General features: G+C 64.7%; 20 protein-coding genes. 8 read left to right on the top strand and 12 right to left on the bottom strand.

Annotated elements, in window-relative coordinates; all coding sequences use genetic code 11:
- Positions 1-60 precede the first annotated feature (60 nt).
- From NLM25_RS04915 to NLM25_RS04900, 4 genes are read right to left on the bottom strand one after another with little or no spacing between them, the layout of a single operon-like run.
- The gene (locus NLM25_RS04915; RefSeq protein WP_254136250.1) at positions 61-849 is read right to left on the bottom strand and encodes an ABC transporter ATP-binding protein; all 789 of its coding nucleotides are present in this window, start codon (positions 847-849) and stop codon (positions 61-63) included.
- 3 nt (positions 850-852) lie between these two features.
- Positions 853-1,611, bottom strand: a complete 759-nt coding sequence (locus tag NLM25_RS04910; RefSeq protein ID WP_254115637.1) for an ABC transporter ATP-binding protein — start codon at positions 1,609-1,611, stop codon at positions 853-855.
- Positions 1,608-2,759 (bottom strand): branched-chain amino acid ABC transporter permease, encoded by a 1,152-nt coding sequence (locus tag NLM25_RS04905; RefSeq protein ID WP_254136249.1) that lies wholly within the window; start codon positions 2,757-2,759, stop codon positions 1,608-1,610. The genes NLM25_RS04910 and NLM25_RS04905 overlap by 4 nt, the downstream gene beginning before the upstream one ends.
- A 5-nt stretch (positions 2,760-2,764) precedes the next feature.
- Positions 2,765-3,640: a branched-chain amino acid ABC transporter permease gene (locus NLM25_RS04900; RefSeq protein WP_254115633.1), complete on the bottom strand. Its 876-nt coding sequence runs from the start codon at positions 3,638-3,640 to the stop codon at positions 2,765-2,767.
- Between the two features lie 224 nt (positions 3,641-3,864).
- On the opposite strand from NLM25_RS04900, the gene NLM25_RS04895 reads away from it, so the two are divergent.
- The 5 genes from NLM25_RS04895 to NLM25_RS04875 all read left to right on the top strand — a co-directional run bounded on the left by NLM25_RS04895 (position 3,865) and on the right by NLM25_RS04875 (position 8,850).
- Positions 3,865-4,653 carry an ABC transporter ATP-binding protein gene (locus NLM25_RS04895; RefSeq protein WP_254141112.1) on the top strand — a complete coding sequence of 263 codons (789 nt, stop codon included), beginning with the start codon at positions 3,865-3,867 and terminating at the stop codon, positions 4,651-4,653.
- Positions 4,650-6,176: a permease gene (locus tag NLM25_RS04890; protein WP_254136248.1), complete on the top strand. Its 1,527-nt coding sequence runs from the start codon at positions 4,650-4,652 to the stop codon at positions 6,174-6,176. The genes NLM25_RS04895 and NLM25_RS04890 overlap by 4 nt, the downstream gene beginning before the upstream one ends.
- Before the next feature lie 108 nt (positions 6,177-6,284).
- Positions 6,285-7,097 carry an MBL fold metallo-hydrolase gene (locus tag NLM25_RS04885; protein ID WP_254136247.1) on the top strand — a complete coding sequence of 271 codons (813 nt, stop codon included), beginning with the start codon at positions 6,285-6,287 and terminating at the stop codon, positions 7,095-7,097.
- Between the two features lie 65 nt (positions 7,098-7,162).
- Positions 7,163-7,684 (top strand): hypothetical protein, encoded by a 522-nt coding sequence (locus NLM25_RS04880; RefSeq protein WP_254136246.1) that lies wholly within the window; start codon positions 7,163-7,165, stop codon positions 7,682-7,684.
- A 113-nt stretch (positions 7,685-7,797) separates the two neighbouring features.
- On the top strand, positions 7,798-8,850 hold the full coding sequence (locus tag NLM25_RS04875) for an amidohydrolase (RefSeq protein ID WP_254136245.1): 1,053 nt from the start codon (positions 7,798-7,800) through the stop codon (positions 8,848-8,850).
- Positions 8,851-8,952: 102 nt separating this feature from the next.
- On the opposite strand, the gene NLM25_RS04870 is transcribed toward NLM25_RS04875, so the two are convergent.
- Complete coding sequence (locus NLM25_RS04870) at positions 8,953-9,408, bottom strand: cupin domain-containing protein (protein WP_254115608.1); 456 nt, start codon at positions 9,406-9,408, stop codon at positions 8,953-8,955.
- Between the two features lie 237 nt (positions 9,409-9,645).
- Between NLM25_RS04870 and NLM25_RS04865 the strand changes: the two genes are divergently transcribed.
- Entirely contained in the window at positions 9,646-10,197 is a 552-nt protein-coding gene (locus tag NLM25_RS04865; RefSeq protein WP_254136244.1) for a hypothetical protein, read from the top strand.
- A 105-nt stretch (positions 10,198-10,302) separates the two neighbouring features.
- Here the strand turns inward: NLM25_RS04865 and NLM25_RS04860 are convergent, their stop codons facing one another.
- Both NLM25_RS04860 and pcaB read right to left on the bottom strand, forming a co-directional pair.
- Entirely contained in the window at positions 10,303-11,559 is a 1,257-nt protein-coding gene (locus NLM25_RS04860) for an aminopeptidase (protein ID WP_254136243.1), read from the bottom strand.
- Between the two features lie 113 nt (positions 11,560-11,672).
- Positions 11,673-13,034, bottom strand: coding sequence for a 3-carboxy-cis,cis-muconate cycloisomerase (gene pcaB / locus NLM25_RS04855; RefSeq protein ID WP_254136242.1), 1,362 nt, complete (start codon positions 13,032-13,034; stop codon positions 11,673-11,675).
- A gap of 372 nt (positions 13,035-13,406) precedes the next feature.
- Here pcaB and NLM25_RS04850 point away from each other — a divergent pair, with 372 nt between their 5' ends.
- Positions 13,407-14,966 (top strand): winged helix-turn-helix domain-containing protein, encoded by a 1,560-nt coding sequence (locus NLM25_RS04850; RefSeq protein WP_254136241.1) that lies wholly within the window; start codon positions 13,407-13,409, stop codon positions 14,964-14,966.
- 173 nt (positions 14,967-15,139) lie between these two features.
- Here NLM25_RS04850 and NLM25_RS04845 read toward each other — a convergent pair whose 3' ends face one another.
- Both NLM25_RS04845 and mddA read right to left on the bottom strand, forming a co-directional pair.
- On the bottom strand, positions 15,140-15,562 hold the full coding sequence (locus NLM25_RS04845) for a GFA family protein (protein ID WP_254115600.1): 423 nt from the start codon (positions 15,560-15,562) through the stop codon (positions 15,140-15,142).
- A gap of 210 nt (positions 15,563-15,772) precedes the next feature.
- Entirely contained in the window at positions 15,773-16,561 is a 789-nt protein-coding gene (mddA, locus tag NLM25_RS04840; protein WP_254136240.1) for a methanethiol S-methyltransferase, read from the bottom strand.
- Positions 16,562-16,694: 133 nt separating this feature from the next.
- On the opposite strand from mddA, the gene NLM25_RS04835 reads away from it, so the two are divergent.
- The gene (locus tag NLM25_RS04835; RefSeq protein ID WP_254136239.1) at positions 16,695-18,245 is read left to right on the top strand and encodes a winged helix-turn-helix domain-containing protein; all 1,551 of its coding nucleotides are present in this window, start codon (positions 16,695-16,697) and stop codon (positions 18,243-18,245) included.
- Between the two features lie 16 nt (positions 18,246-18,261).
- Here NLM25_RS04835 and irrA read toward each other — a convergent pair whose 3' ends face one another.
- The 3 genes from irrA to NLM25_RS04820 form a co-directional block, all read right to left on the bottom strand.
- Positions 18,262-18,735 (bottom strand): iron response transcriptional regulator IrrA, encoded by a 474-nt coding sequence (irrA, locus tag NLM25_RS04830; RefSeq protein ID WP_254136238.1) that lies wholly within the window; start codon positions 18,733-18,735, stop codon positions 18,262-18,264.
- 110 nt (positions 18,736-18,845) lie between these two features.
- A complete protein-coding gene (locus NLM25_RS04825; RefSeq protein ID WP_254136237.1) occupies positions 18,846-19,415 on the bottom strand; it encodes a DUF2147 domain-containing protein in 570 nt (189 codons plus the stop codon).
- Between the two features lie 32 nt (positions 19,416-19,447).
- Positions 19,448-20,110 (bottom strand): DUF3313 domain-containing protein, encoded by a 663-nt coding sequence (locus NLM25_RS04820; RefSeq protein ID WP_254115555.1) that lies wholly within the window; start codon positions 20,108-20,110, stop codon positions 19,448-19,450.
- Between the last annotated feature and the right edge of the window lie 30 nt (positions 20,111-20,140).

Here is a 20,140-nt window from a genome sequence, read left to right as displayed (position 1 = left end):
TCGCCTTCCCCTCCGCTGCCTGCCTTGCCGGCGGTCTTTGTTGGCGGAGGGATCACCTATCTAACGCCACGTCTTCTTCTTTTTCCAGCGCCGCTCGCCTCGTGCGCCCGCTTCCTTGGCGCCAAGGTAGAATTCCTGGATGTCCTGGGAATGCATCAAGCGGTCGCAGGTGTCGTTCATCACGATCCGGCCGATCTCCAGCACATAGCCGTAATGTGCCGTCTCCAGCGCCACCTTGGCGTTCTGCTCGACCAGCAGGATCGACATGCCCTGCTCTTCGTTGACGCGGCGGATGATCGTGAAGATCTCCTTCACCAGCAGCGGCGACAGGCCGAGCGAGGGCTCGTCGAGCAGCAGCAGCGTCGGCCGGTTCATCAGCGCACGCCCGATCGCGAGCATCTGCTGCTCCCCGCCGGAAAGTTGGCCGGCCGGCTGGTTGATGCGTTCCTTCAGCCGCGGGAAATAGCCGTAGACGCGCTCCAGATCCTCCACAACGCCATCACGGTCCTTGCGCGGATACGCCCCCATCATCAGGTTCTCGCGCACCGAGAGGAACGGGAACACCTCGCGCCCCTCCGGCACATGGCTGAGGCCCAGCCGCACGATGCGGTCCGCCTCCATGCGCTGGATCGACTTGCCCATGAATTCGATCGCGCCTTTCTGCGGATCCAGAATGCCCGAGATCGTCTTCAGCACCGTGGTCTTGCCGGCGCCGTTGGCACCAAGCAGGGTGACGATGCGGCCGCGCGGCACCTCCAGCGAGATGCCGCGGATCGCCATGATCGGCCCGTAATAGCTCTCGATGTTGGAGAGCTTCAAGATGATCTCGGGCGTGACGGCGGCGTCCATGCGTCAGGCTCCCAGATACGCGGCGACGACATCGGGATGCTGCTGCACTTCGGCAGGCGAGCCCATGGCGAGCACCCGGCCATAGTTCAGCGCGATGACGCGATCGGAGACGCGGTTGACCAGCGACATGTCGTGCTCGACCATCAGCACGGTGACGCCGAGCTCGTTCTTCAGGTCGCGGATCCAGAACGACATGTCGCCGGTCTCCTCGACGTTCAGGCCGGAGGACGGCTCGTCGAGCAGGATCAGTTTTGGCTCCGAGCACAGCGCGCGCGCCAGTTCGATCACCTTGCGCACGCCGTAGGGCAGGCCGGAGATCAGCTTGTCGCGATAGGGTTCGAGATCGAGGAATTCGATCACCTGCTCGACCCGGCGACGGTGCATTTTCTCGTTGGCGCGCACGCTCGGCAGGAACAGCAGCTCCTGCCAGAGCTGCGTGGTCGAATGCCGGTGGCGCCCAACCAGAAGGTTCGACAGCACGGTGGCGTTCTCGAACAGCTCGATGTTCTGGAAGGTGCGGGCGATGCCGAGCCTGGCGATGTCGTAGGGCGGCTGCTCGGTGATGTCCTGGTCCTCGAAGAAGATGCGGCCCGAGGTCGGCCGGTAGATCCGCGAGATCAAATTGAAGATCGAGCTCTTGCCGGCGCCGTTCGGCCCGATGATCGAGAGGATCTCGCCCTTCTCGACCGCGAACGACACGGCATCGACGGCCTTCAGGCCTCCGAAATGCAGCGACAGGTTCTCGGCGCGGAAATAGCTCATCGGTTGCGCTCCGACTTCACGTAGATCTTCTGACGCTTGAAGGTGGCGCGCTTGTAGAGCGGGAACAGCTGGAAGAAGAGCTTGATCTTGAGCCAGCGGCCGTAGAGCCCGAGCGGCTCGAACAGCACGAACAGCACGATGATGATGCCGTAGATCGCACCCTTCAGCCCGTTCAGCGAGGCGAAGGCCGCGACCTTGGACTGGACGTTGGCGGCCGTCGCAGAGCCCGCTCCGAACGTTGCGGCGATGCCGGCGATGATGCCGGGCATGTCGTCCTTCAGATAGGTCAGGAACGGATCGATCATCACGATGAAGATCGCGCCCAGCACCGCGCCGTGCAGGCTGAAGGTACCGCCGATCAGGATCACGATGATGAACTCGATCGAGAGCTGGAGCGTGAACATCTCCGGCGAGATGAAGGAGAGCTTGTGGGCGAACAGGACGCCGGCAAAGCCGGTGATCGCCGCCGAGATCGCAAAGGACTTCACCTTGTACAGCGCGACATTGACGCCCATGCTGCGCGCCGCGGTCTCGCTGTCGCGGATCGCGACGAAGGCGCGCCCCGTCGGCGAGCGCAACAGATTGAGCGTGCCGACGATGGTCAGAACCAGCACGGCGAGGCAGAGGAAATAGAAGGCCGGACTGTCGCGCGGCACGGGGACGCCGAGCAGCGACAGCGTCTTGACCCGCATGCCCTCGTTGCCATTGGTGACACTCTCCCAGCGCGCCAGGATCTCCTCGACGATCAAGGCAAAGGAGATGGTGGCGATGACGAGGTAGATGCCCTGGAGCCGCAGCGCCGGAAAGCCGACCATCGCGCCGATCAGGCCGGTCAGGGCGCCCGCCGCGAGGAAGTAGACCGGGAACGGCACATTGTATTTCTGGAGGTACGCCGCCGTGTAGGCGCCGATCGCGAGGAACGCGGCATGCCCGAGCGAGGCTTGCCCGGTAAAGCCGGTCAGGATCAGAAGGGCGACGCCAACGGTCGCGTAGATGCAGACGAAGACGAGCTGGCTCATCAGATAGCTGGAGAGCACGTAGGGCGCGATCAGCAGCAGCGCGAGCAGGATGCCGTAGGAGACGACATAGCCCGAATGCGGAAACAGCTTGATGTCGTCGTCATAGCTGGTCTTGAACAGGAACCGCATGGCGTTCAGACCTTCTTGCGAACGTGGAGGCCGAACAGGCCTTCAGGCTTCAAGAGCAGCACGGCGAGCAGCACGACATAGGGTGCGACGTCCTTCCAGCCCTCCGCCAGATAGAAGCCGGCCATGCTCTCGATCACGCCGATCAGGACGCCGCCGACGACCGCGCCGGGGATCGACCCGAATCCGCCGAGGACCGCGGCGGGAAACGCCTTCAGGCCGAGCACGAGGCCGACATTGGAATGGATGAAGGTGATCGGTGCCAGCAGCACGCCGGCGCAGGTCGCGACCGCCGCGCTGATCGCCCAGACCACCGACACCACGCGCTTCACCGGGATGCCCATGTAATAGGCCGCCAGCATGTTCTCGGAGCTGGCGCGCATCGCGGTGCCGAGCGTGGTCTTGTTGAAGAACAGCCAGAGCAGCGTGCACAGGATCATCGTTGCCGCGATCACCGAGAGCTTGTCGTAGGCGAGCACCAGCGAGCCGACGCGCAGCACGCCCTGGCTGAACGGTGTCTCGATCTTCAAATCGTCGGTGCCCCAGATCATGCCGGCGACCGAGCGCAGGAAATAGCCGAGGCCGATCGTGGCCATGATGATGGAGAATTGCGGATAGCCGAGGATCGGCCGCACCACCACGCGTTCCGCCAGCATGCCGAACAACGCCATGGCGGCCACCGCACCGGCAAAGCCGATCCAGTAATTCAGTCCCAGCATGCCGATGAAGGTGAAGGCGAAGAAGCCGCCCAGCATCATCAAATCGCCCTGGGCGAAATTGACGACCTCGGTGGCCTTGTAGACGAGCACGAAGCCGAGCGCGATCAGGCCGTAGACGCAGCCGAGCGCAACACCGCTGACCAGCTGCTGAACGAAATCCAGCATCGCCGCGCATCCTCCCGATGCAACGAGCGGTTCTTCGTGACCGCCTTGCCGCATCTTGTGTCCAGTCGCTACGCAGTCGTTTCGCCGCGTTAGCGTCATTTGTCCCGGTGCCAATTCAGCCTGAACCGTCCAACGCTGTCAACAAACGGTGACTTGCCTTTAGTCGAAGCCGGATGGCGGAATTTGTAGGCCGTAAATTCACGGTGCCGAAACATCTTGGGCTCATGGTCGCGAGCGATGCAAAACCGGATGGTGTGGCCGTCATGAAGCGGGACAAGTCGGCACTGGAAGTCCTGGGGTTAACGAAGCGTTTTGACCGTCTGGCGGTCGACAGCCTCGATCTCACCATCCATGCCGGCGAATTCTATGCGCTGGTCGGCCCCAACGGCGCCGGCAAGACCACCACTTTGCGCATGGTTGCGGGCCTGCTCAGGCCCGATGCCGGCGCGGTCTCGATCTTCGGCATCGACGCGCTCCAGAATCCGGTCGCCGCCAAGCAGGTGATGGCGTGGGTCTCCGACGAGCCGATGATCTACGACAAGCTCACCCCGCTCGAATATCTCGAATTCGTCGCCGGGCTCTGGGGCATCGCGCCATCTGTCTCGGAACCGGTCGCCGAGGAGCTGCTGAGCTCACTCGGGCTCGAGCCGCACCGGCACGAACGCTGCGAGGGCTTTTCCAAGGGCATGCGCCAGAAGGTGGCACTGGCCGGTGCGCTGGTGCACGATCCCCGCCTCATCATCCTCGACGAACCCCTGACGGGCCTCGATGCCGTTTCCGCCCGCCACGTGAAGGGTCTTCTCAGCCAGCGCGTTCAGGCTGGCTGCACCATCATCATGACCACGCATATTCTCGAGGTTGCCGAACGCATGGCCGATCGCATCGGCGTGATCGCCTCGGGCCGTCTGGTGGCCGAGGGCACGCTGACCGAGCTGCGCCAGCAGAACGGCCATGCCGACACCAGCCTGGAAGATCTCTTCATCGCGCTGGTGACCCTTCCGGAAGCCGCATGAGCTCGGCGACCGCCCTGTCCTGGTTTGCCCGTCACGAGCTCCGGCTCGCCTGGCGCGAATGGTTCGCCATGATGACCGGCGGCCGGCGCAAGCGGGCGCGCGCGGCCGTCATTGGCCTGCTCTTCTTCGCCGCACTGCTGCATGTGCCCGCCTGGGCGGTGATCGGCCGCTTCGCCGATCTGCAACTGCCGCTCGACAAATCCTCGCTGATCGTGATCTCGGCGACGATCTTCCTCGCCTGGACATTGATGCTGTCGCAGGCGATCGAATCCGTGACGCGGGTGTTTTACGCCCGCGCCGACCTCGACCTCATCATGTCCTCGCCCGCGACGCTGGCCAATCTGTTCTCGGTACGCATCGCCGCGATCGCGCTCACCGTCACGGTGATGGCGCTCTTGTTCTCGACGCCCTTCATCGACGTGCTGGTGTTCGGCGGCGGCGCGCGATGGCTTGCGGCGTTCGGCGTCGTCATCGCCATGGGCCTCTCCGCCGCGGCGATCGCGATCGCCGTCACCATCCTGCTGTTCCGCCTGATCGGCCCGGCGCGCACACGCCTCATAGCCCAGATCCTCGCCGCGATCATCGGAGCCGGCTTCGTGATCGCGCTCCAGGTCGCCGCGATCATGTCCTACGGCACGCTGTCGCGCTTCACCATCCTGACCTCGGAGAGCCTCGCCGCCTACGCGCCTGATGTCGACAGCGTCTGGTGGTGGCCGGCGCGCGCGACCATGGGCGACAGCGAAGCGCTGCTGCTGCTCCTCGCGCTCGGGCTCGTGTTGCTCGGAAGCGTGATGGCGATCTTCTCGCGCCGCTTCGCCGATACCGCGATCGATGCCGCCGCTTACGGCACCTCCGGCCGCAGGCGCGCGAAGGAACGCCCGTTCCGCGGCGGATCGCGGCAACAGGCGCTGCGGCGCAAGGAATTCATGCTGCTGTGGCGCGATCCCTGGCTGATCTCGCAGACCCTGATGCAGCTGCTCTATCTGGTGCCGCCGGCGCTGCTGCTCTGGCGTAACTTTGCCGACAGCTCCGCGGCGCTGACGCTGATCACACCTGTCATCGTGATGGCGGCAGGACAGCTCGCCGGCGGGCTCGCCTGGCTGACGATCTCGGGCGAGGACGCGCCCGATCTGGTCGCGACGGCGCCTTTGACACCGTCCAGCGTCATCCGCGCCAAGATCGAGGTGGTGCTGATCGCCATCGCCGTCATCTTCTGCCCGTTGATTGCTGCGCTCGGTTTTGCCTCGCCGTTCCAGGCCGCGGTCAGCGCCGGGGCCGTTATCACCAGCGCAGCGTCCGCGACCGCGATCCAGCTCTGGTTCCGCGTGCAGGCAAGGCGCAGCCAATTCCGCCGCCGCCAGACATCGTCGCGACTTGCGACCTTCGCGGAAGCGTTCTCCTCGATCGGCTGGGCCGCCAGCGCGGCACTTCTGCTGGCTCTCCCCATCGCAGGCCTGATCAGCGGCCTGATCACAGCCGGCCTCGTTGCCATCACCTGGAAATTCAGTCCAAGGCGCCAATAAGAGGCGGGGATGAGGGTGCGACACTGACGCGCTGTTGAATGCTGGCTGTTGGCCTCGCGCTGCATTGCACGCTAGACTTTCCGCTTGGGCGTCATCGGGGACGGATTCATGTGGCGACTGGTTTCGGCGGCTCTGGCGCTGTTCGGCGCAATCCTCACCCCTGCCCTCGCCCAGCAGCCTCAACGCAGCGAATGCCTGGCGATGGCCAATGCCGCGCCACGCGCGATGCCGGTCGCATTCCGGCAGGCTGCTTCTGCCGCCGAGGTCGAGATCACCTATGCCGGCCATTCCACCTACTTCATCGACACGCCCGGCGGCTTGCGCATCGCGACCGATTATAGCGGCGCCTATCAGGTGGGACGGCTGCCCGACGTCGTCACCATGAACCGGGCGCACAGCACGCACTACTCTTTACATCCCGACAAGCGCATTCCCCATGTGCTGCATGGCTGGAGCGAGGACGGCAAGCCCGCCATCGTGTCGGAACGGATCGGCGACACATTCATCCGCAACGTCACCACCGACATCCGCCGCTATTTCGGCGACGATTCCGGCACCGACATGATCCGCGACGGCAATTCGATCTTCATCTTCGAGGTCGCCGGCCTCTGCATCGGCCATCTCGGCCATCTCCATCACAAGCTCGACGACAGCCATTTTGCCCAGATCGGGCGGCTCGACATCGTGATGGTGCCGATCGACGGCACCTACACCATGTCGCTCGACGGCGTCTCGGAGATCACCAAGCGGCTGCGCGCCTCGGTGGTGCTGCCGATGCACCGCTTCGCCACCCCGCTCGACGAATTCATGCACCTGATCGGTCAGCAGTTCGAGATCGACCGGCGCAGCGAGCGCTTCCTGCGCATGTCGCGGGATATGCTGCCGGCGAAACCGACCGTGATCATCCTCGACGGCGTCTGAGGCGCAACTTTCTCCAAGTCGATTGCCGTTCGCTCATGCTGATTTCCGTACCACAGGAGATCGACATGACCGACTTCGCAAGATTGTTGCACGCGGACGGACCGAACCCCGAGCACGCAGCGGCGCTCCAGCTTTACGGCCGCTTCGTCGGCGACTGGGATGCCGAGATCACCGCTCACGGCCCCGATGGAACCAGGCACACAACGCCCGGCGAAATCCATTTCGGCTGGGTGCTGGAGGGCCGCGCCGTGCAGGACGTCTGGATCATTCCCCGGCCGGCAGGCAGCCCCGCCTTTCCCATCGCCGGCAATTGGTACGGCACGACGCTGCGGGTCTACGATCCCTCCATTTCCGCGTGGCGGATTTCCTGGTTCGATCCTGCGCGCTGCGTGTTCCGCCAGCAGACCGGCCGCCCGCGCGGCGAGGACATCGTTCAGGAAGGCACGACCGATGCGGGCGACCTGACGCGCTGGAGTTTTACGGAGATCGCAGCCGATTCCTTCCATTGGCTTGGTGAGGTCAAGCCTGCCACCGCGATCGACTGGCGCCTTGTCGTCGATGTGAGGGCGAAGCGGCGCAAGGGCTGACGATAGCGCCGCTGTGCTCGCGGTGACAGGTGCGGTTGCGCAACACGCGCTGCTGCGTGGAGAGATGAGGTGCTAGGCTCCCACCACAAAAAATATAACGGGAGCGAATGCCGATGGCTGCAAGCAGTCTGCCCGCCAACACGAGCGGGCTATTCGTCGAGCCGCGCGAGGACTGGCTCGCGCAACATCAGGAGGAGATCATCGATCCGGCCCGGCCGATCGTCGATCCCCACCATCATCTCTGGAATCGCGGGCATCGCTATCTGATCGAGGAGATGGCGGCCGACATCGCCTCCGGCCACAACATCATCGCCACCGTCTATGTCGATTGCCGTTCGATGTATCGCGCGCGCGGGCCCGAGGCCTTCCGGCCGGTCGGCGAAGTCGAGTTCGCCAACGGCGTTGCCGCCATGAGCGCAAGCGGCAGCTACGGCAAGGCTGCGATCTGCGCCGGCATCGTCAGCCACGTCAATCTGCTGCTGGGCGATGCCGCCAAGCCGGTGCTGGAGGCCGAGATCGCGGCGGGCAACGGCCGCTTCCGCGGCATCAGGCATTCCTCGGCCTGGGACGAAGACCCCGTCGTCGCCGGCATGTATGCCAACAGGCCCAAGGCATTGTTGCAGGACCCGACCTTCCGCAAAGGCTTTGCCTGCCTCGCGCCGCTGAATCTGAGCTTCGATGCCTGGCTGTTTCACCCGCAGATCGGCGAGCTGACCGAGCTCGCGCGCGCCTTTCCCGACACCAAAATCGTACTCGACCATTGCGGCGGTCCGGCCGGCGTCGGCCGCTTTGCCGGGCGGCGCGAAGAGGTGTTCCCGCAGTGGCGCGCGTCGATCCAGGAGATCGCAAAGTGCGAGAACGTCGTGGTGAAACTTGGCGGCCTCGCAATGTGCCTGCTCGGCTACGATTTCCACCTGCGGCCCAAGCCCCCGTCATCCGAAGAGCTTGCTGCGGCCTGGCGGCCCTATGTCGAGACCTGCATCGAAGCGTTCGGACCGAAGCGCGCGATGTTCGAGAGCAATTTCCCGCCGGACAAGGGCCAGTGCAGCTACCAGGTGATCTTCAACGCCTTCAAGCGTATCGCGGCGCCCATGAGCGAGGCCGAGAAGACGGCGCTGTTCTCGCAGACCGCGACCGATGTCTACCGGCTCGATTTGCCGTCGTGACAAGATTTGCGTCATGACGAGAAGAGGGGCCGGGATGTTGGTCCCGGCCCCTCTTCTGTCGTGGCCGCTGGGAAGCGTCCTTGAAACGTTATTGTTCGAGCTCTAGCCGGCTCCCAACAGCGAGGCGGGACGGCGCTCGCCGGCGGAGACGAACATCCGCTTGAGCCTGTTGACGACGCGGATCAGGAAGCCGATCATCACCGGATTGGTCTTGCGGCAGAAGGCGATCTTCTTGACGTGACCTTCGACATGCCATTTGGCATGCGCGCCATCGCGGAAGAAAATGACGTCGCCCGGGCCGTAGCGCTTCGGCGGCATGCCGTCGCTTTCGAGCACGATCGATCCTTCCATGATCATGATCGTCTCGTCGATATCGTAGTACCAGTTGAAGCGCCCCTCGGTGCAGGCCCAGATGATGGTCGAGGCAGTGCCGTCGTCACTGGTGGACAGGATGTGCGAACGCGACACCGGATTGCCCTCGATGATCCAGGACGGCTCGATCGGCCGCAGCTCGAGATCCACGTTGCAGCTACCGATTTCAATCAATGCGCGCGACATCTGCTTCCCCAGGGAATAAAATATGTATGGCCGGGTCTCGGCCCGGATTGTTTCGAAAGATGTTGGGACGCTAGTAGCCGGTTTTTAATTCTTTCTTACGCAGGCCCCGAGAATCAGCCGCAAGTTGCAGGTGCGAAGAGGTTAACGCCGAATTTCCCTGCAAATTCGCGCACATGAACCCTTCGTTTCCGGGGTGCGACAAAGTGCGCGAAAGTGACCATCGAAGGAGCCCATACGATGCCCCTCACCCCGGAGGTTCTGACCGCCCAAGGCGAGGTCGTTGCCAGGCTCGGCAGCCTCGACGTCTCCTTCGCGGCCGACGAGGAGCCCTGGTTCACGATCGATGGCGTCGAAAGCCCCCGGCAGATCGGCAGCGACGGCTCCGGCGCCTTCGTGCTGCTGCCGTCGCGGAGTGTGCTCTACGTCTCATCGGAAGGCCGGGCCGGAATTATCGCGGAAAGTTTCGAGGCGTTCGTCCAGCTCGTCGTCGCCCGCCCCTACTGGCTCGACATCCTCAAATTCTCCGCCGGCGGAGATCTCGCGGAGATGCGGCGCGCGGCGGATGCGCTGGAGGCGACACTCGAGGACGAGGGCGACGTCAACGAGGCCCGCGAGGAAATTCGCGGGAGCCTCGACCTGCCCGAGGCTGACGATCCCGTTGGTGCGCTTTACGAGGCGGTCGCTGCCTCCGACGCCATCGTGCGGGCCACCGACGGCAGCCCGTTCACGACGCTGTTCAACCGTTTCAGCATCGACAACAACCGGATGCTGCGCAACGCGGCGGCGTGAGCGGCGTCTCCTCGCCATGAGGGTCTAAGATGTCACAACGAAGCAAGACCTCATCCTGGGGAGCCCGCCAACGGCGGGCGTCTCGAAGGATAGCCGTAAGACGCGTTACTTCGCCCACTCGCCCTTGCGGAACACCGGGACCTTGCTGCCGTCGGCGAGGATGCCGTCGATGTCGGTCTCGGCCGAGCCGATCATCCAGTCGATATGGATCAGGCTCTGGTTGCCGCCTTGCGCGGCGATCTGCTGCGGCGTCAGCTGGGCGCCGTTGATGAAGCATTTCGAATAGCACTGGCCGAGCGCGATGTGCGAGGCCGCGTTCTCGTCGAACAGCGTGTTGTAGAACAACAGCCCACTCTGCGAGATCGGCGAGGAATGCGGCACCAGCGCCACCTCGCCGAGCCGCCGCGCGCCCTCGTCGGTATCGAGCACCTTGTTCAGCACCTCCGCACCGCGCGAGGCTTTTGCGTCGACGATCCTGCCGTCCTCGAAGCGCACCGCGATGTTGTCGATCAGCGTGCCCTGATAGGACAGCGGCTTCGAGCTCACGACATGGCCGTAGACGCGTCGGCAATGCGGCGTGGTGAAAACCTCTTCGGTCGGGATGTTGGCGTTGCAGCTGATGCCGTTCTTGGACAGCGAGGCGCCGCCCTCCCATTCGTGCCCGTCGGCAAGCCCGATGGTGAGGTCGACGCCGGGACCTGAATATTGCAGCGCGCGGAAACGCTGGCCGTTGAGCCAGTTGGTACGCTCGCGCAGCACCGCGTTGTGGCTCGCCCAATTGCCCATCGCGTCCTCGCGGTCGACGCGGGATGCCGCGAAGATCGCATCCGCGAGCTTGCCGATCGCAACGTCCTCGGGATCGTCGGGGAATACCTGCCTGGCCCAGGACGGACTCGGATAGGCGATGATGTTCCAGTTGGTGTCGAAATTGACGATTTTTTCCAGCGCCGGCTGATAGGCCATCGAATTCGCCTTGCTGGCGCGCGCGACCTTGGAAGGATCTTCGCCCGACAGCAGCATCGGATTGTCGCCGACGATGGCGAGCCGCGCGGTGTTGTCGGAGAATGCCCTGGCCATGCCTTCGTAGAGCCAGTTGGCGGCGCGATCGAAGCTGTTGTCGTGGCCGTGGCGGTAGCGCGCCAGCGTCATCTCTTCGTCGGAGAGTATCGGCGTCACGATGCCGGCGCCGGCCTTGTAGGCATGCACGGCGATCCGCCGCACCAGCGGCAGCGCGATCGCAGGCGCCGTCAAGAGCAGATCCTGGCCCGGCCGCAAGCCCAGGCCCACCTTCACCGCCACCTCGGCCAGCCGGTCGAGTTTCGCGGGATCGATGGGAGCGGCGGAATTGCGGTGATCGGTCATGCGGGGTCCTCTGCCGAAGGTCTCACGTTCAATCTAAGTCTAGCATCGCAAGGCGCAAGTGCGCGAGCGCCTTGCGACACGAAGTAGATACGCAGTTTCACGCAGTTTGGTTTTCAACGCGTTGCCGATTTCAGCACCCGATCGACCATGGCGGGCGCGAGGCCGAGGTAATTTTTCGGTGAAGTCAGCGCATCGATAGTGGCGCGGTCGATTCTGGCAGAGACGCGGGCGTCGGACGAGAGCGCGTCCGCCAGCGTCAGGCCTTTCTCGTTGGCGAGCCGGCAGGCGTCATAGACCACGTCATGCGCCTCCTGCCGCCCGATCTGCGGCGCCAGCCCCATCATGACCGCTTCGGCCACGATCAGGCCGCGGCTGACGGCGAGATTGTCGTTCATCTTCTTTTCATCGACGATGAGGCCTGCGAGCGCAAACTTCGCCTGGTGCAGCGCCCCGGCGGTCAGCACGAAGCTTTCCGGGATCGCCATCCATTCGGCATGCCAGGGCCCGGTGGCGCGTTCGAAATCCTGCACCATTGCGTCCAGCATCAGGCCGGCATGCTGGCGCACCGCCTTGGACGCCGCGAGCATCAGCTCCGAGGAAATCGGGTTGCGCTTCTGCGGCATGGTCGAGGATGCGCCGCGGCCCTGGACGAAGGGCTCGTAGACCTCGGCGAACTCGGTCGAGGCCATGATCATGATGTCGAGCGCGATCTTGCCGAGCGAGCCGGTGACGAGCGCCAGGAAGTTCACGGCCTCGGCAAAGCCGTCGCGCGCGACGTGCCAGGTCGAGGCGGGCACGCCGAGCCTGAGCTCGGCGCAGAGCGCCTCCTGCACCTCAAACCCCTTGTCGCCGAGCGAGGCCAGCGTTCCGGCGGCGCCGGCGAACTGGCCGACCAGGACGCGCGGCTTCAATTCACCGATGCGCTCGGCATGGCGGTCGAACATCGCGAGCCAGATCGCGGCCTTGTAGCCGAACGTCACCGGCAGCGCCTGCTGGAGATGGGTGCGGCCCGCCATCGGCGTGTCGCGATAGCGCTTCGAGAGGTTGGCGAGGATCTTGCGCAGCTCCGCGATATCACGCTCGACGATCGCGAGCGCGGCGCGCAGCTGCAGCACCACGGCTGTGTCCATGATGTCCTGCGTGGTCGCGCCCCAATGCACGTAGCGGCCGGCCTCGCCGCATTGCTTCACCATCTGATGCACCAGGGGAAGGATCGGATAGCCGACGATGTCGGTCTCCTGCCGCAGCAGGTCGAAATCGAGTGCGGCGACGTCGGTCCGTGCGGCGATCTGGTCGGCGGCTTCCTGCGGGATCACGCCGCACGTCGCCTCCGCCTTCGCCAGCGCCACCTCGACCTCGGCATACCGCGCCACCAGCGCAACGTCGGAAAACACCTCGCGCATCTCGGGCGTGCCGAAGGCGTCGCGGAACAACATGGAGTCGAGCACGGTAGTCGAGGCGGGAAAAGCGGGCATGGGCGTTTCTTTATGGTTGGTGTTTTGTGTGGCGGGCAGCTTACGCAGGCCCCGCTGTTCGGCAAAGCCACGGCTTCCGTCATCCCGGGCCGCCCGGAGCTCTAGCCCGGAATGACAAGAGAGAACGTGGCAGGACGACCGGCCCCGGATGTCGCTTCGCTCATCCGGGCTACGCTGGGCCCCTGCCCGCGGCAATCTGGCTCAAATCGCCATATTCCATCCGAAGTGTATTCCCATCCGAAAACAGCATGGCTGCCATCCCGCGATCGTGGTGAACCCGGCTGACCGTTCGGTGGACTCACAGACTTCAAGTCGAAATTCGTTCTGATTTCATCATTTGCCCGATGTCATTGTGAGGTTTGAGTTTTCGACGTGCAGTTTCTGTTCCGGGACCACCTTCTCGATACCGACCGGCGCGAGCTGAGCCGCGAGCAGGTTCCCGTGGCCGTGGAGCCGCAGGTTTTCGACCTCGTCGTCCACCTCATGGAGAACCGCGACCGGGTGGTCAGCAAGGATGAGCTGATCGACAAGATCTGGCACGGGCGCAGCGTCTCCGAATCCACCCTGACCAGCCGGATCAACGCGGCGCGCAAGGCGATCGGCGATAGCGGCGCGAACCAGGCGCTGATCCGCACCATTGCGCGCAAGGGGTTTCGTTTCGTCGGCGCTGTCCAGACGCAGCTCGTCGCGGCCGCGCCGGAGCCGGGCCGTGTCGCCCGGGCGCCGCAGGCGGGGCTCGCACTGCCCGAACGTCCCGCGATCGCCGTGCTGCCGTTCACGAATATGAGCGGCGACCGCGAGCAGGACTATTTTTCCGACGGCATCAGCGAGGACATCATCACCGCGCTGTCGAAGCTACGCTGGTTCTTCGTCGTCGCCCGCAACTCCTCCTTCGTCTACAAGGGCCGCGCCGTGCACATGCACGAGGTCGCGCGCGAGCTCGGCGTACGCTACGTCCTCGAGGGCAGCGTGCGGCGGAGCGGCGAGCGCCTGCGCATCTCGGCGCAGCTCAACGACGTCTCGACCGGCAGCCATCTCTGGGCCGAACGCTACGACCGCGAGCTTGCCGACATCTTCGCCGTGCAGGACGAGATCACCGAGGCGATCGTCGCCGCGATCGAGCCGCAGCTCTATACCGCCGAGAGTTTTCGCGCCCAGCAGAAGCCGCCGGGCAGCCTGGATGCCTGGGACCTCGTGATGCGTGCGCTGTCGCACTACTGGCGCATCACGCGCGAGGACAATGCCGTCGCGCAAGGACTGCTGGAACAGGCAACCGCGATCGATCCCGCCTATGGCAAGGCGCTGGGTCTGCTCGCGACCAGCCATATCTTCGGCGCGCATATGGGCTGGGCCGACATGGCCATGACCGTGCCGGTCGCCGAACGCGCGGCGCTCGCGGCGGTGGAAGCCGACCGCGAGGACGCCTGGGCTCATCACGGTCTCGCCTATACTTACTTGTTCCGCCGCCGCTTCGACGACGCGCTGGCGGAGTTCGAGCTGGCGCTGCAACTCAATCCGAATTTTGCGATGGCGCACGCGTTTTACGGCGTGACGCTGTGCTACGCGGGGAGGTGGCAGGACGGCGATGCCGCCGCGCGCCGCGCGCTGCGGCTGAGCCCGCGCGATCCGCTCGCGGCGATCTATTGCGGCGTTGCCGCCTATGCCCAGTTCATCGGCCGCAATTATGAGGCATCGATCCAGATGGCGCGGGAATCGATGCGGCAGCGCGCCGATTTCGTCGGCGCCCATCGCGTGCTGACGGCAGCCGCCGGCATGTCGGGTGATCCCCAGCTCGCGGCTTCCGCGCTGCAGGGCCTGCAACGCACCCAGCCCGGCATCTCGCTCGCCTGGCTTACGCGCGAGCTGCCGATGCTGCGGGAACAGGATCGCGAGCACTATCTGGAAGGGTTTCGGCGCGCGGGGATGAGGTAGCTCGCGCCACACGGACAGTGCGCCCTCTCCCGCTGTGGGGGAGGGTGGATTCGATGCGAAGCATCGAAGCCGGGTGAGGGGTCCTATCCTCACGAGCGGTCTTGCAAGTGGAGAGAGAACCCCTCATCCGGCGCTTCGCGCCACCTTCTCCCACAAGGGGAGAAGGAAGAAAGCTACTCCTGCATCATCTCGCCGCTGCCGCCGAACTCGGCCGGAAAGTCCTTCAGCTTGGGCAGGCCGTCGCGCATCGGCAGCACCGTCTCGGAATAGTTGACGTGGACGCCGGGCGCGAAGGCGAGCGTGGGAATGGTGGCGGTGAAGACGTCGATCAGGTCGAGCGGCGGATGATTGGTCATGAGATGGCCGCCGCACTTCTTGCAGTATTTGCGCTGGCTGAGCGGGGTCTTGGCAAAGGTCTCGACATGCTGGGCGCCTTCGGTGATGCGCACGGCTTCGGGCTTCCACAGGCTGAAGGCGTTCACCGGCCCGCCCGACCACGAGCGGCAGGAGCGGCAATGGCAATAGCCCATCGCCGCCGGCTCGCCCGTAACCTCGATCGTGACCGCGCCACAGAAGCAGTTTCCGACATGTTTCATTTGGTCGTCTCCGTTGATGAAGATTGGAAATCCTCTCCCCGTTCCTGTTCGCCGAAGTCTCGGCGAAGGCGGTTGCGGTGAGAGGCATCGGGGCGAGGAGGACTCACCCCGAGAAAACGTGAATGGCTGAAAGTCCGGCAAGATCCGTTACGCGCGCCGGTTCCGTCGCGCATCCTCCTTTCGGTGGACGCGCGCGGAGAGAAGCGTGAATTATACTGACCTTCGCCAGGGAATAAGCATCGACACCCGTTGTTTGTACTGCCGGTATTCGTCGCCGAAGAGATCGACGAGATCGTGCTCCTCCAGCGCGATGCCGACGAAGATGTAGAGCGTGGTTACGACCGCAAACAGCAGATGACCCACGGTCATGACCGGCGCCGCCCAGAACGCGATGATGAAGCCGAGATAGATCGGATGACGAACGAACTTGTAGAACAGCGGCGTCTTGAAGCGCGGCGGCGCCGCCTCCTTACCCACGAGATGGTCGGTCACCTGGTGCAATCCGAACAACTCAAAGTGATTGATGATGAAGGTCGAGCTGAACACCAGCACCCAGCCCGCGAGGGACAACGTGACCAGCGTCACGGCGAGATCCGGGTTTCCGACATCCCATACGACTGCGGGCAGCGGACGCCACTGCCAGAACAGGAGGAGCAGCGACAGGCTTGCAAACAGCACATAGGTGCTGCGCTCGACCGGCTGGGGGACGAACTGGGTCCACCATGCCTTGAACTGCTTGCGCGCCATCACGCTGTGCTGGACGGCGAACAGCGTCATCAGCAGGAGATTGATGATGACGGCTTCGGCCGTCGGCGTGTCGGTTCCGGTGTCGATGGTCTTCGGCACCACCAGCCCCATGACGAAGCCGATGGCGTAGAGAATGGTGACGAAAAACACGAGATATGCCGCAATTCCGTACAGAAAGGCGATGAACTTGAAAATGCGCGAGCCCGCAACCTCCGGGCCGATGGAATGAACCTGGTGATCAAGTTGAGACATGGAACGCTCCGTTGTGCCGAGGCATCGGCACTGTTTGGTCTTCGCACCATGCCGGAACGGACGGGTCCGGACTTTCGCAGACGGTTGATTTTCGCCTGAGACGACTTTGATTTTTGCTTGAGACGACAGGAACGTGCGATTTCTCTTTGAAAACAACGTGCTCGACGGCGACCTGCGAGAGCTGACCTGCGGCGGCGCGGCCGTGCCGCTGCAGCCGCAGGTGTTCGATCTGCTGCTTTACCTCGTCGCGCAGCGCGCCCGGGTGGTCAGCAAGGATGACCTGATCAGCCAGATCTGGAGCGACCGTATCGTCTCGGATTCCGCCCTGAACAGCCGGATCAACGCCGCGCGAAAGGCGCTTGGCGACGACGGCGCGACGCAGCGGCTGATCAAGACAATTCCGCGCAAGGGCTTTCGCTTCGTCGGCGAGGTCCGGGAAGATGTGGTAGCGACGCCTGCGCCGGCGGAACCCGGCCCTGCCCCGGTGCGCGCCGTGGCGGAGCGCCCGGCGATCGCGGTGCTCGCCTTCGAGAACATGAGCGGCGATCCGGCGCAGGAATATTTCGGCGACGGCATCAGCGAGGACATTCTCACCGCGCTGTCGAAGCAGCGCTGGTTCATGGTGATCGCCCGCAATTCGTCCTTCACCTACAAGGGACGCGCGGTCCACATCCGGCGTATCGCCGAGGAGCTCGGCGTCCGCTACGTCGTCGAAGGCAGCGTGCGCAAGGCGGACAACCGCGTCCGCATCACCGCGCAGCTCAACGACGCCACCACGGGCAGCCATCTCTGGGCCGAGCGCTACGACCGCGAGCTGATCGACGTCTTCGCGGTGCAGGACGAGATCACCAACGCAATTGCCGCGGCGATCGAGCCGCAGATCCATGCGGCGGAGAATTTTCGCGCCGACCGCAAGCCGCCCGCGAGCCTGGATGCCTGGGACCTGTTGATGCGTGCCCTGTCGCATTACTGGCGGGTGACGCGGCAGGACCACGAGGCCGCGGGGGCGCTGCTGCAACGCGCCATCGACATCGATCCGAGCTACGGCCAGGCGCTGTCGGTACTGGCGGTGAACCACATGTTCGGCGTGCATCTCGGCTGGGCCGAGCTTGCCGCGGTGGCGCCGGCCGCGGAAGCCGCCGCGCTCACTGCTGTGCGCTGCGATCATGAGGATGCCTGGGCGCATGCCGCGCTCGGCAGCGTCTTCTTCTCGACGCGCAGGCTTGCGGACGCGCTGTCGGAGTTCGAGCAGGCGCTCGCGCTCAATCCGAACTTCTCGCTGGCGCAGGGCTATTATGCGCTGGCGCTGTCCTATGCCGGACGATCGAAGGATTCATTCGAGGCGGCGCAAAAGGCGATCCGGCTCTCACCGCGCGATCCATCACTGGCGATCTATCACGGCATCGCCGGCTATGCGCGCTTCACGGAACGGCGCTATGACGAGGCCATCGCGCTCGCGCGCGAGGCGATCCGCCACCGCGGCGACCTCACCGGCGCCTACCGCGTGCTCGCGGTGTCCGCCGGCATGACCGGCGACGGCGCGCTCGCGGAGATGGCGCTGGGCGAGCTCCGTCGCACCCAGCCCAACATCTCGCTACGCTGGATCGCGACGCAATTGCCGTGGGCCAATGAGGCCGATCGCGAACATTATCTGGAGGGCTTCCGCCGCGCCGGGTTGAGGTAGAGCTTGCGCGGCAGCACTACATCGCGCGCGCTCGGCGCAGATGGACGATGACGTCGAGCCGCGCGATCTCATGGCCGGGCAACGGGTCCGGCACCTTGCTGAAGGCCAGCCCGCCCGCGACGTCGACCAGCAAATCCTCGCCTTCCAGATAGAAGTGCGGATGCACGGACGTGTCGGTGTCGAAGAACGACTTGATACCGTCGGCCGCGATCCGGCGCAGCAGGCCGGCCTCGGTGAACTGGTTCAGCGTGTTGTAGACCGTCGCGAGCGACAGTCGCAGATTGGCGGCCGTCGCCTCGTCGTAAAGGCCTTCCGCGGTGACGTGACGGCAATCGCCGAGAAGCAGCATTCGGGCGAGCGCCAGACGATGGCGCGTCGGCCGCAAGCCGGCATCGCAAAGCAATTGCGCGCAACGCGCCACGGCCTCGTCCGCGAGCTGCGCGGCGACATCGTCCGTGTCCGCTTCAGGAAGGGTCGAGAGAACGTCCATCGCCGCTGCGTCTCGCGGTTGACAGGGGCGCACATAACTCGCGCGTCCCGCCATCAGATCGCAGAAGCGGCGCGTTCGCTTTGATCCGGATCAAATTCGCAGACGCTCCGCTACTTCGCTTTCGCCTGCATCGGCTTCAGCGCCGGCACGGCCGCCCATTCCTTGTCGGCGCGGGGGCCGTTGAGATCACCGGTGAGGCCGACGAGCTGGCCGGCCTGGACGTCGAGGGTCTGCTGCCAGGTCTGGGTCTGGCACAGGAACTTGATCAGGCAGCCCTTGAGCTTGAGGCGGTCGGCGGATTCGCGCCACAGCGAGACGGAATAGGACTTGCCGTCCTCGGCATTGTAGATGTCGCCGGCAAACCGTCCCTCCGGCGTCGCCTGCAAGCCCATGATGAGCTGATGGCCGAGCAGCGCGCGGGCACGCTTGTCGGGATCGGGATTCTCCTTGTCACGATAAGGCTCGCCGCGCTTGTCGGCCGGCTCCTTCATCCAGACGATGAAACCGCAGATGCGGTCGCGCGACGGCCCGCAGCGCTCGAGCCTGATGCGCGCGCGGCCGTCCTCGACCAGCCAGGTGCCGCTGGGATCGGTCGACGCGGCGGCGCCGGCGCGGCCGCCAAGGGCCATCATCGCGATCGTGATCGCGACACGCAGCACGAAGCGAAGGAAGAAATGCATCAGCAGCACCTTTGGTTGGGTGGGTTACGGCGTCAGTTCAGCTGCGCCATGAGCGCATCGGCGCCTTTGTCGAGGCCGGCAGTGGCGGCGGCGAGCGAGCCGGCAGTGGCCTTGATGTCGTAGGCAGCAGGGTATTGCTTGGTGACGTAGGCCAAGAGCAGGCGCGCGGTCTGCGCGTCGAAGATCTCGACGCCGTAGATGACCGAGCCGGTCATGGTGCCCTCGCCGTCTCGCGCGGCCTGCACGCCATTGTAGACCGCGCCGGCAAGATCGAAGCGGGAGAGCGTGCCGAGCACCGGCGTGTTGGCGACGGCGCCGGTCAGCGACAGCCTGATCCGCAGCGTCGCCGGCCCCCGCTCGCGCACGAGCGTGAAGCGACCGCGCAGCTTGTCGGCAAAGCCATTCTGCATGTAGGCGGCAAGCGTCGCCTTGTCCTTGTCGGACATGTCGCCGAACTGGTGATCCCGGCCGCGATAGACCACGACCGGTTCGAGGATCACTTTGTTATAAGCGCGCCAGTCGACCGGCGTGGAGTAGCGGTAGGGCACGCGGCCGGAGGCATCCGACTTGTCCGGGGCCATGTAGGCCGAGGACGCCATGTCCGAATAGGGCACGGGCGCCACCGTGGCGCAGCCCGCGACGGCCGCGCCAAGCAGCAGTGTTCCCAGACCGCGCAAGGCGATCGAGCGATCCATTTCAGACTCCTCTAGCGGCTTTCAGGAACG

This window comes from Bradyrhizobium sp. CCGB01 (genome assembly GCF_024199795.1).
GTDB lineage: Bacteria > Pseudomonadota > Alphaproteobacteria > Rhizobiales > Xanthobacteraceae > Bradyrhizobium.
Note: the sequence above shows the minus strand (reverse complement) of the source record. Positions and strands in the feature narration are given on the sequence as shown.

Excerpts from the sequence above, each read along its gene's own strand:
- NLM25_RS04915 (WP_254136250.1), bottom strand. The coding sequence starts at position 849 with ATGGACGCCGCCGTCACGCCCGAGATCATCTTGAAGCTCTCCAACATC.
- NLM25_RS04910 (WP_254115637.1), bottom strand. The coding sequence starts at position 1,611 with ATGAGCTATTTCCGCGCCGAGAACCTGTCGCTGCATTTCGGAGGCCTG.
- NLM25_RS04905 (WP_254136249.1), bottom strand. The coding sequence starts at position 2,759 with ATGCGGTTCCTGTTCAAGACCAGCTATGACGACGACATCAAGCTGTTT.
- NLM25_RS04900 (WP_254115633.1), bottom strand. The coding sequence starts at position 3,640 with ATGCTGGATTTCGTTCAGCAGCTGGTCAGCGGTGTTGCGCTCGGCTGC.
- NLM25_RS04895 (WP_254141112.1), top strand. The coding sequence starts at position 3,865 with ATGGTCGCGAGCGATGCAAAACCGGATGGTGTGGCCGTCATGAAGCGG.
- NLM25_RS04890 (WP_254136248.1), top strand. The coding sequence starts at position 4,650 with ATGAGCTCGGCGACCGCCCTGTCCTGGTTTGCCCGTCACGAGCTCCGG.
- NLM25_RS04885 (WP_254136247.1), top strand. The coding sequence starts at position 6,285 with ATGTGGCGACTGGTTTCGGCGGCTCTGGCGCTGTTCGGCGCAATCCTC.
- NLM25_RS04880 (WP_254136246.1), top strand. The coding sequence starts at position 7,163 with ATGACCGACTTCGCAAGATTGTTGCACGCGGACGGACCGAACCCCGAG.
- NLM25_RS04875 (WP_254136245.1), top strand. The coding sequence starts at position 7,798 with ATGGCTGCAAGCAGTCTGCCCGCCAACACGAGCGGGCTATTCGTCGAG.
- NLM25_RS04870 (WP_254115608.1), bottom strand. The coding sequence starts at position 9,408 with ATGTCGCGCGCATTGATTGAAATCGGTAGCTGCAACGTGGATCTCGAG.
- NLM25_RS04865 (WP_254136244.1), top strand. The coding sequence starts at position 9,646 with ATGCCCCTCACCCCGGAGGTTCTGACCGCCCAAGGCGAGGTCGTTGCC.
- NLM25_RS04860 (WP_254136243.1), bottom strand. The coding sequence starts at position 11,559 with ATGACCGATCACCGCAATTCCGCCGCTCCCATCGATCCCGCGAAACTC.
- pcaB (WP_254136242.1), bottom strand. The coding sequence starts at position 13,034 with ATGCCCGCTTTTCCCGCCTCGACTACCGTGCTCGACTCCATGTTGTTC.
- NLM25_RS04845 (WP_254115600.1), bottom strand. The coding sequence starts at position 15,562 with ATGAAACATGTCGGAAACTGCTTCTGTGGCGCGGTCACGATCGAGGTT.
- mddA (WP_254136240.1), bottom strand. The coding sequence starts at position 16,561 with ATGTCTCAACTTGATCACCAGGTTCATTCCATCGGCCCGGAGGTTGCG.
- irrA (WP_254136238.1), bottom strand. The coding sequence starts at position 18,735 with ATGGACGTTCTCTCGACCCTTCCTGAAGCGGACACGGACGATGTCGCC.
- NLM25_RS04825 (WP_254136237.1), bottom strand. The coding sequence starts at position 19,415 with ATGCATTTCTTCCTTCGCTTCGTGCTGCGTGTCGCGATCACGATCGCG.
- NLM25_RS04820 (WP_254115555.1), bottom strand. The coding sequence starts at position 20,110 with ATGGATCGCTCGATCGCCTTGCGCGGTCTGGGAACACTGCTGCTTGGC.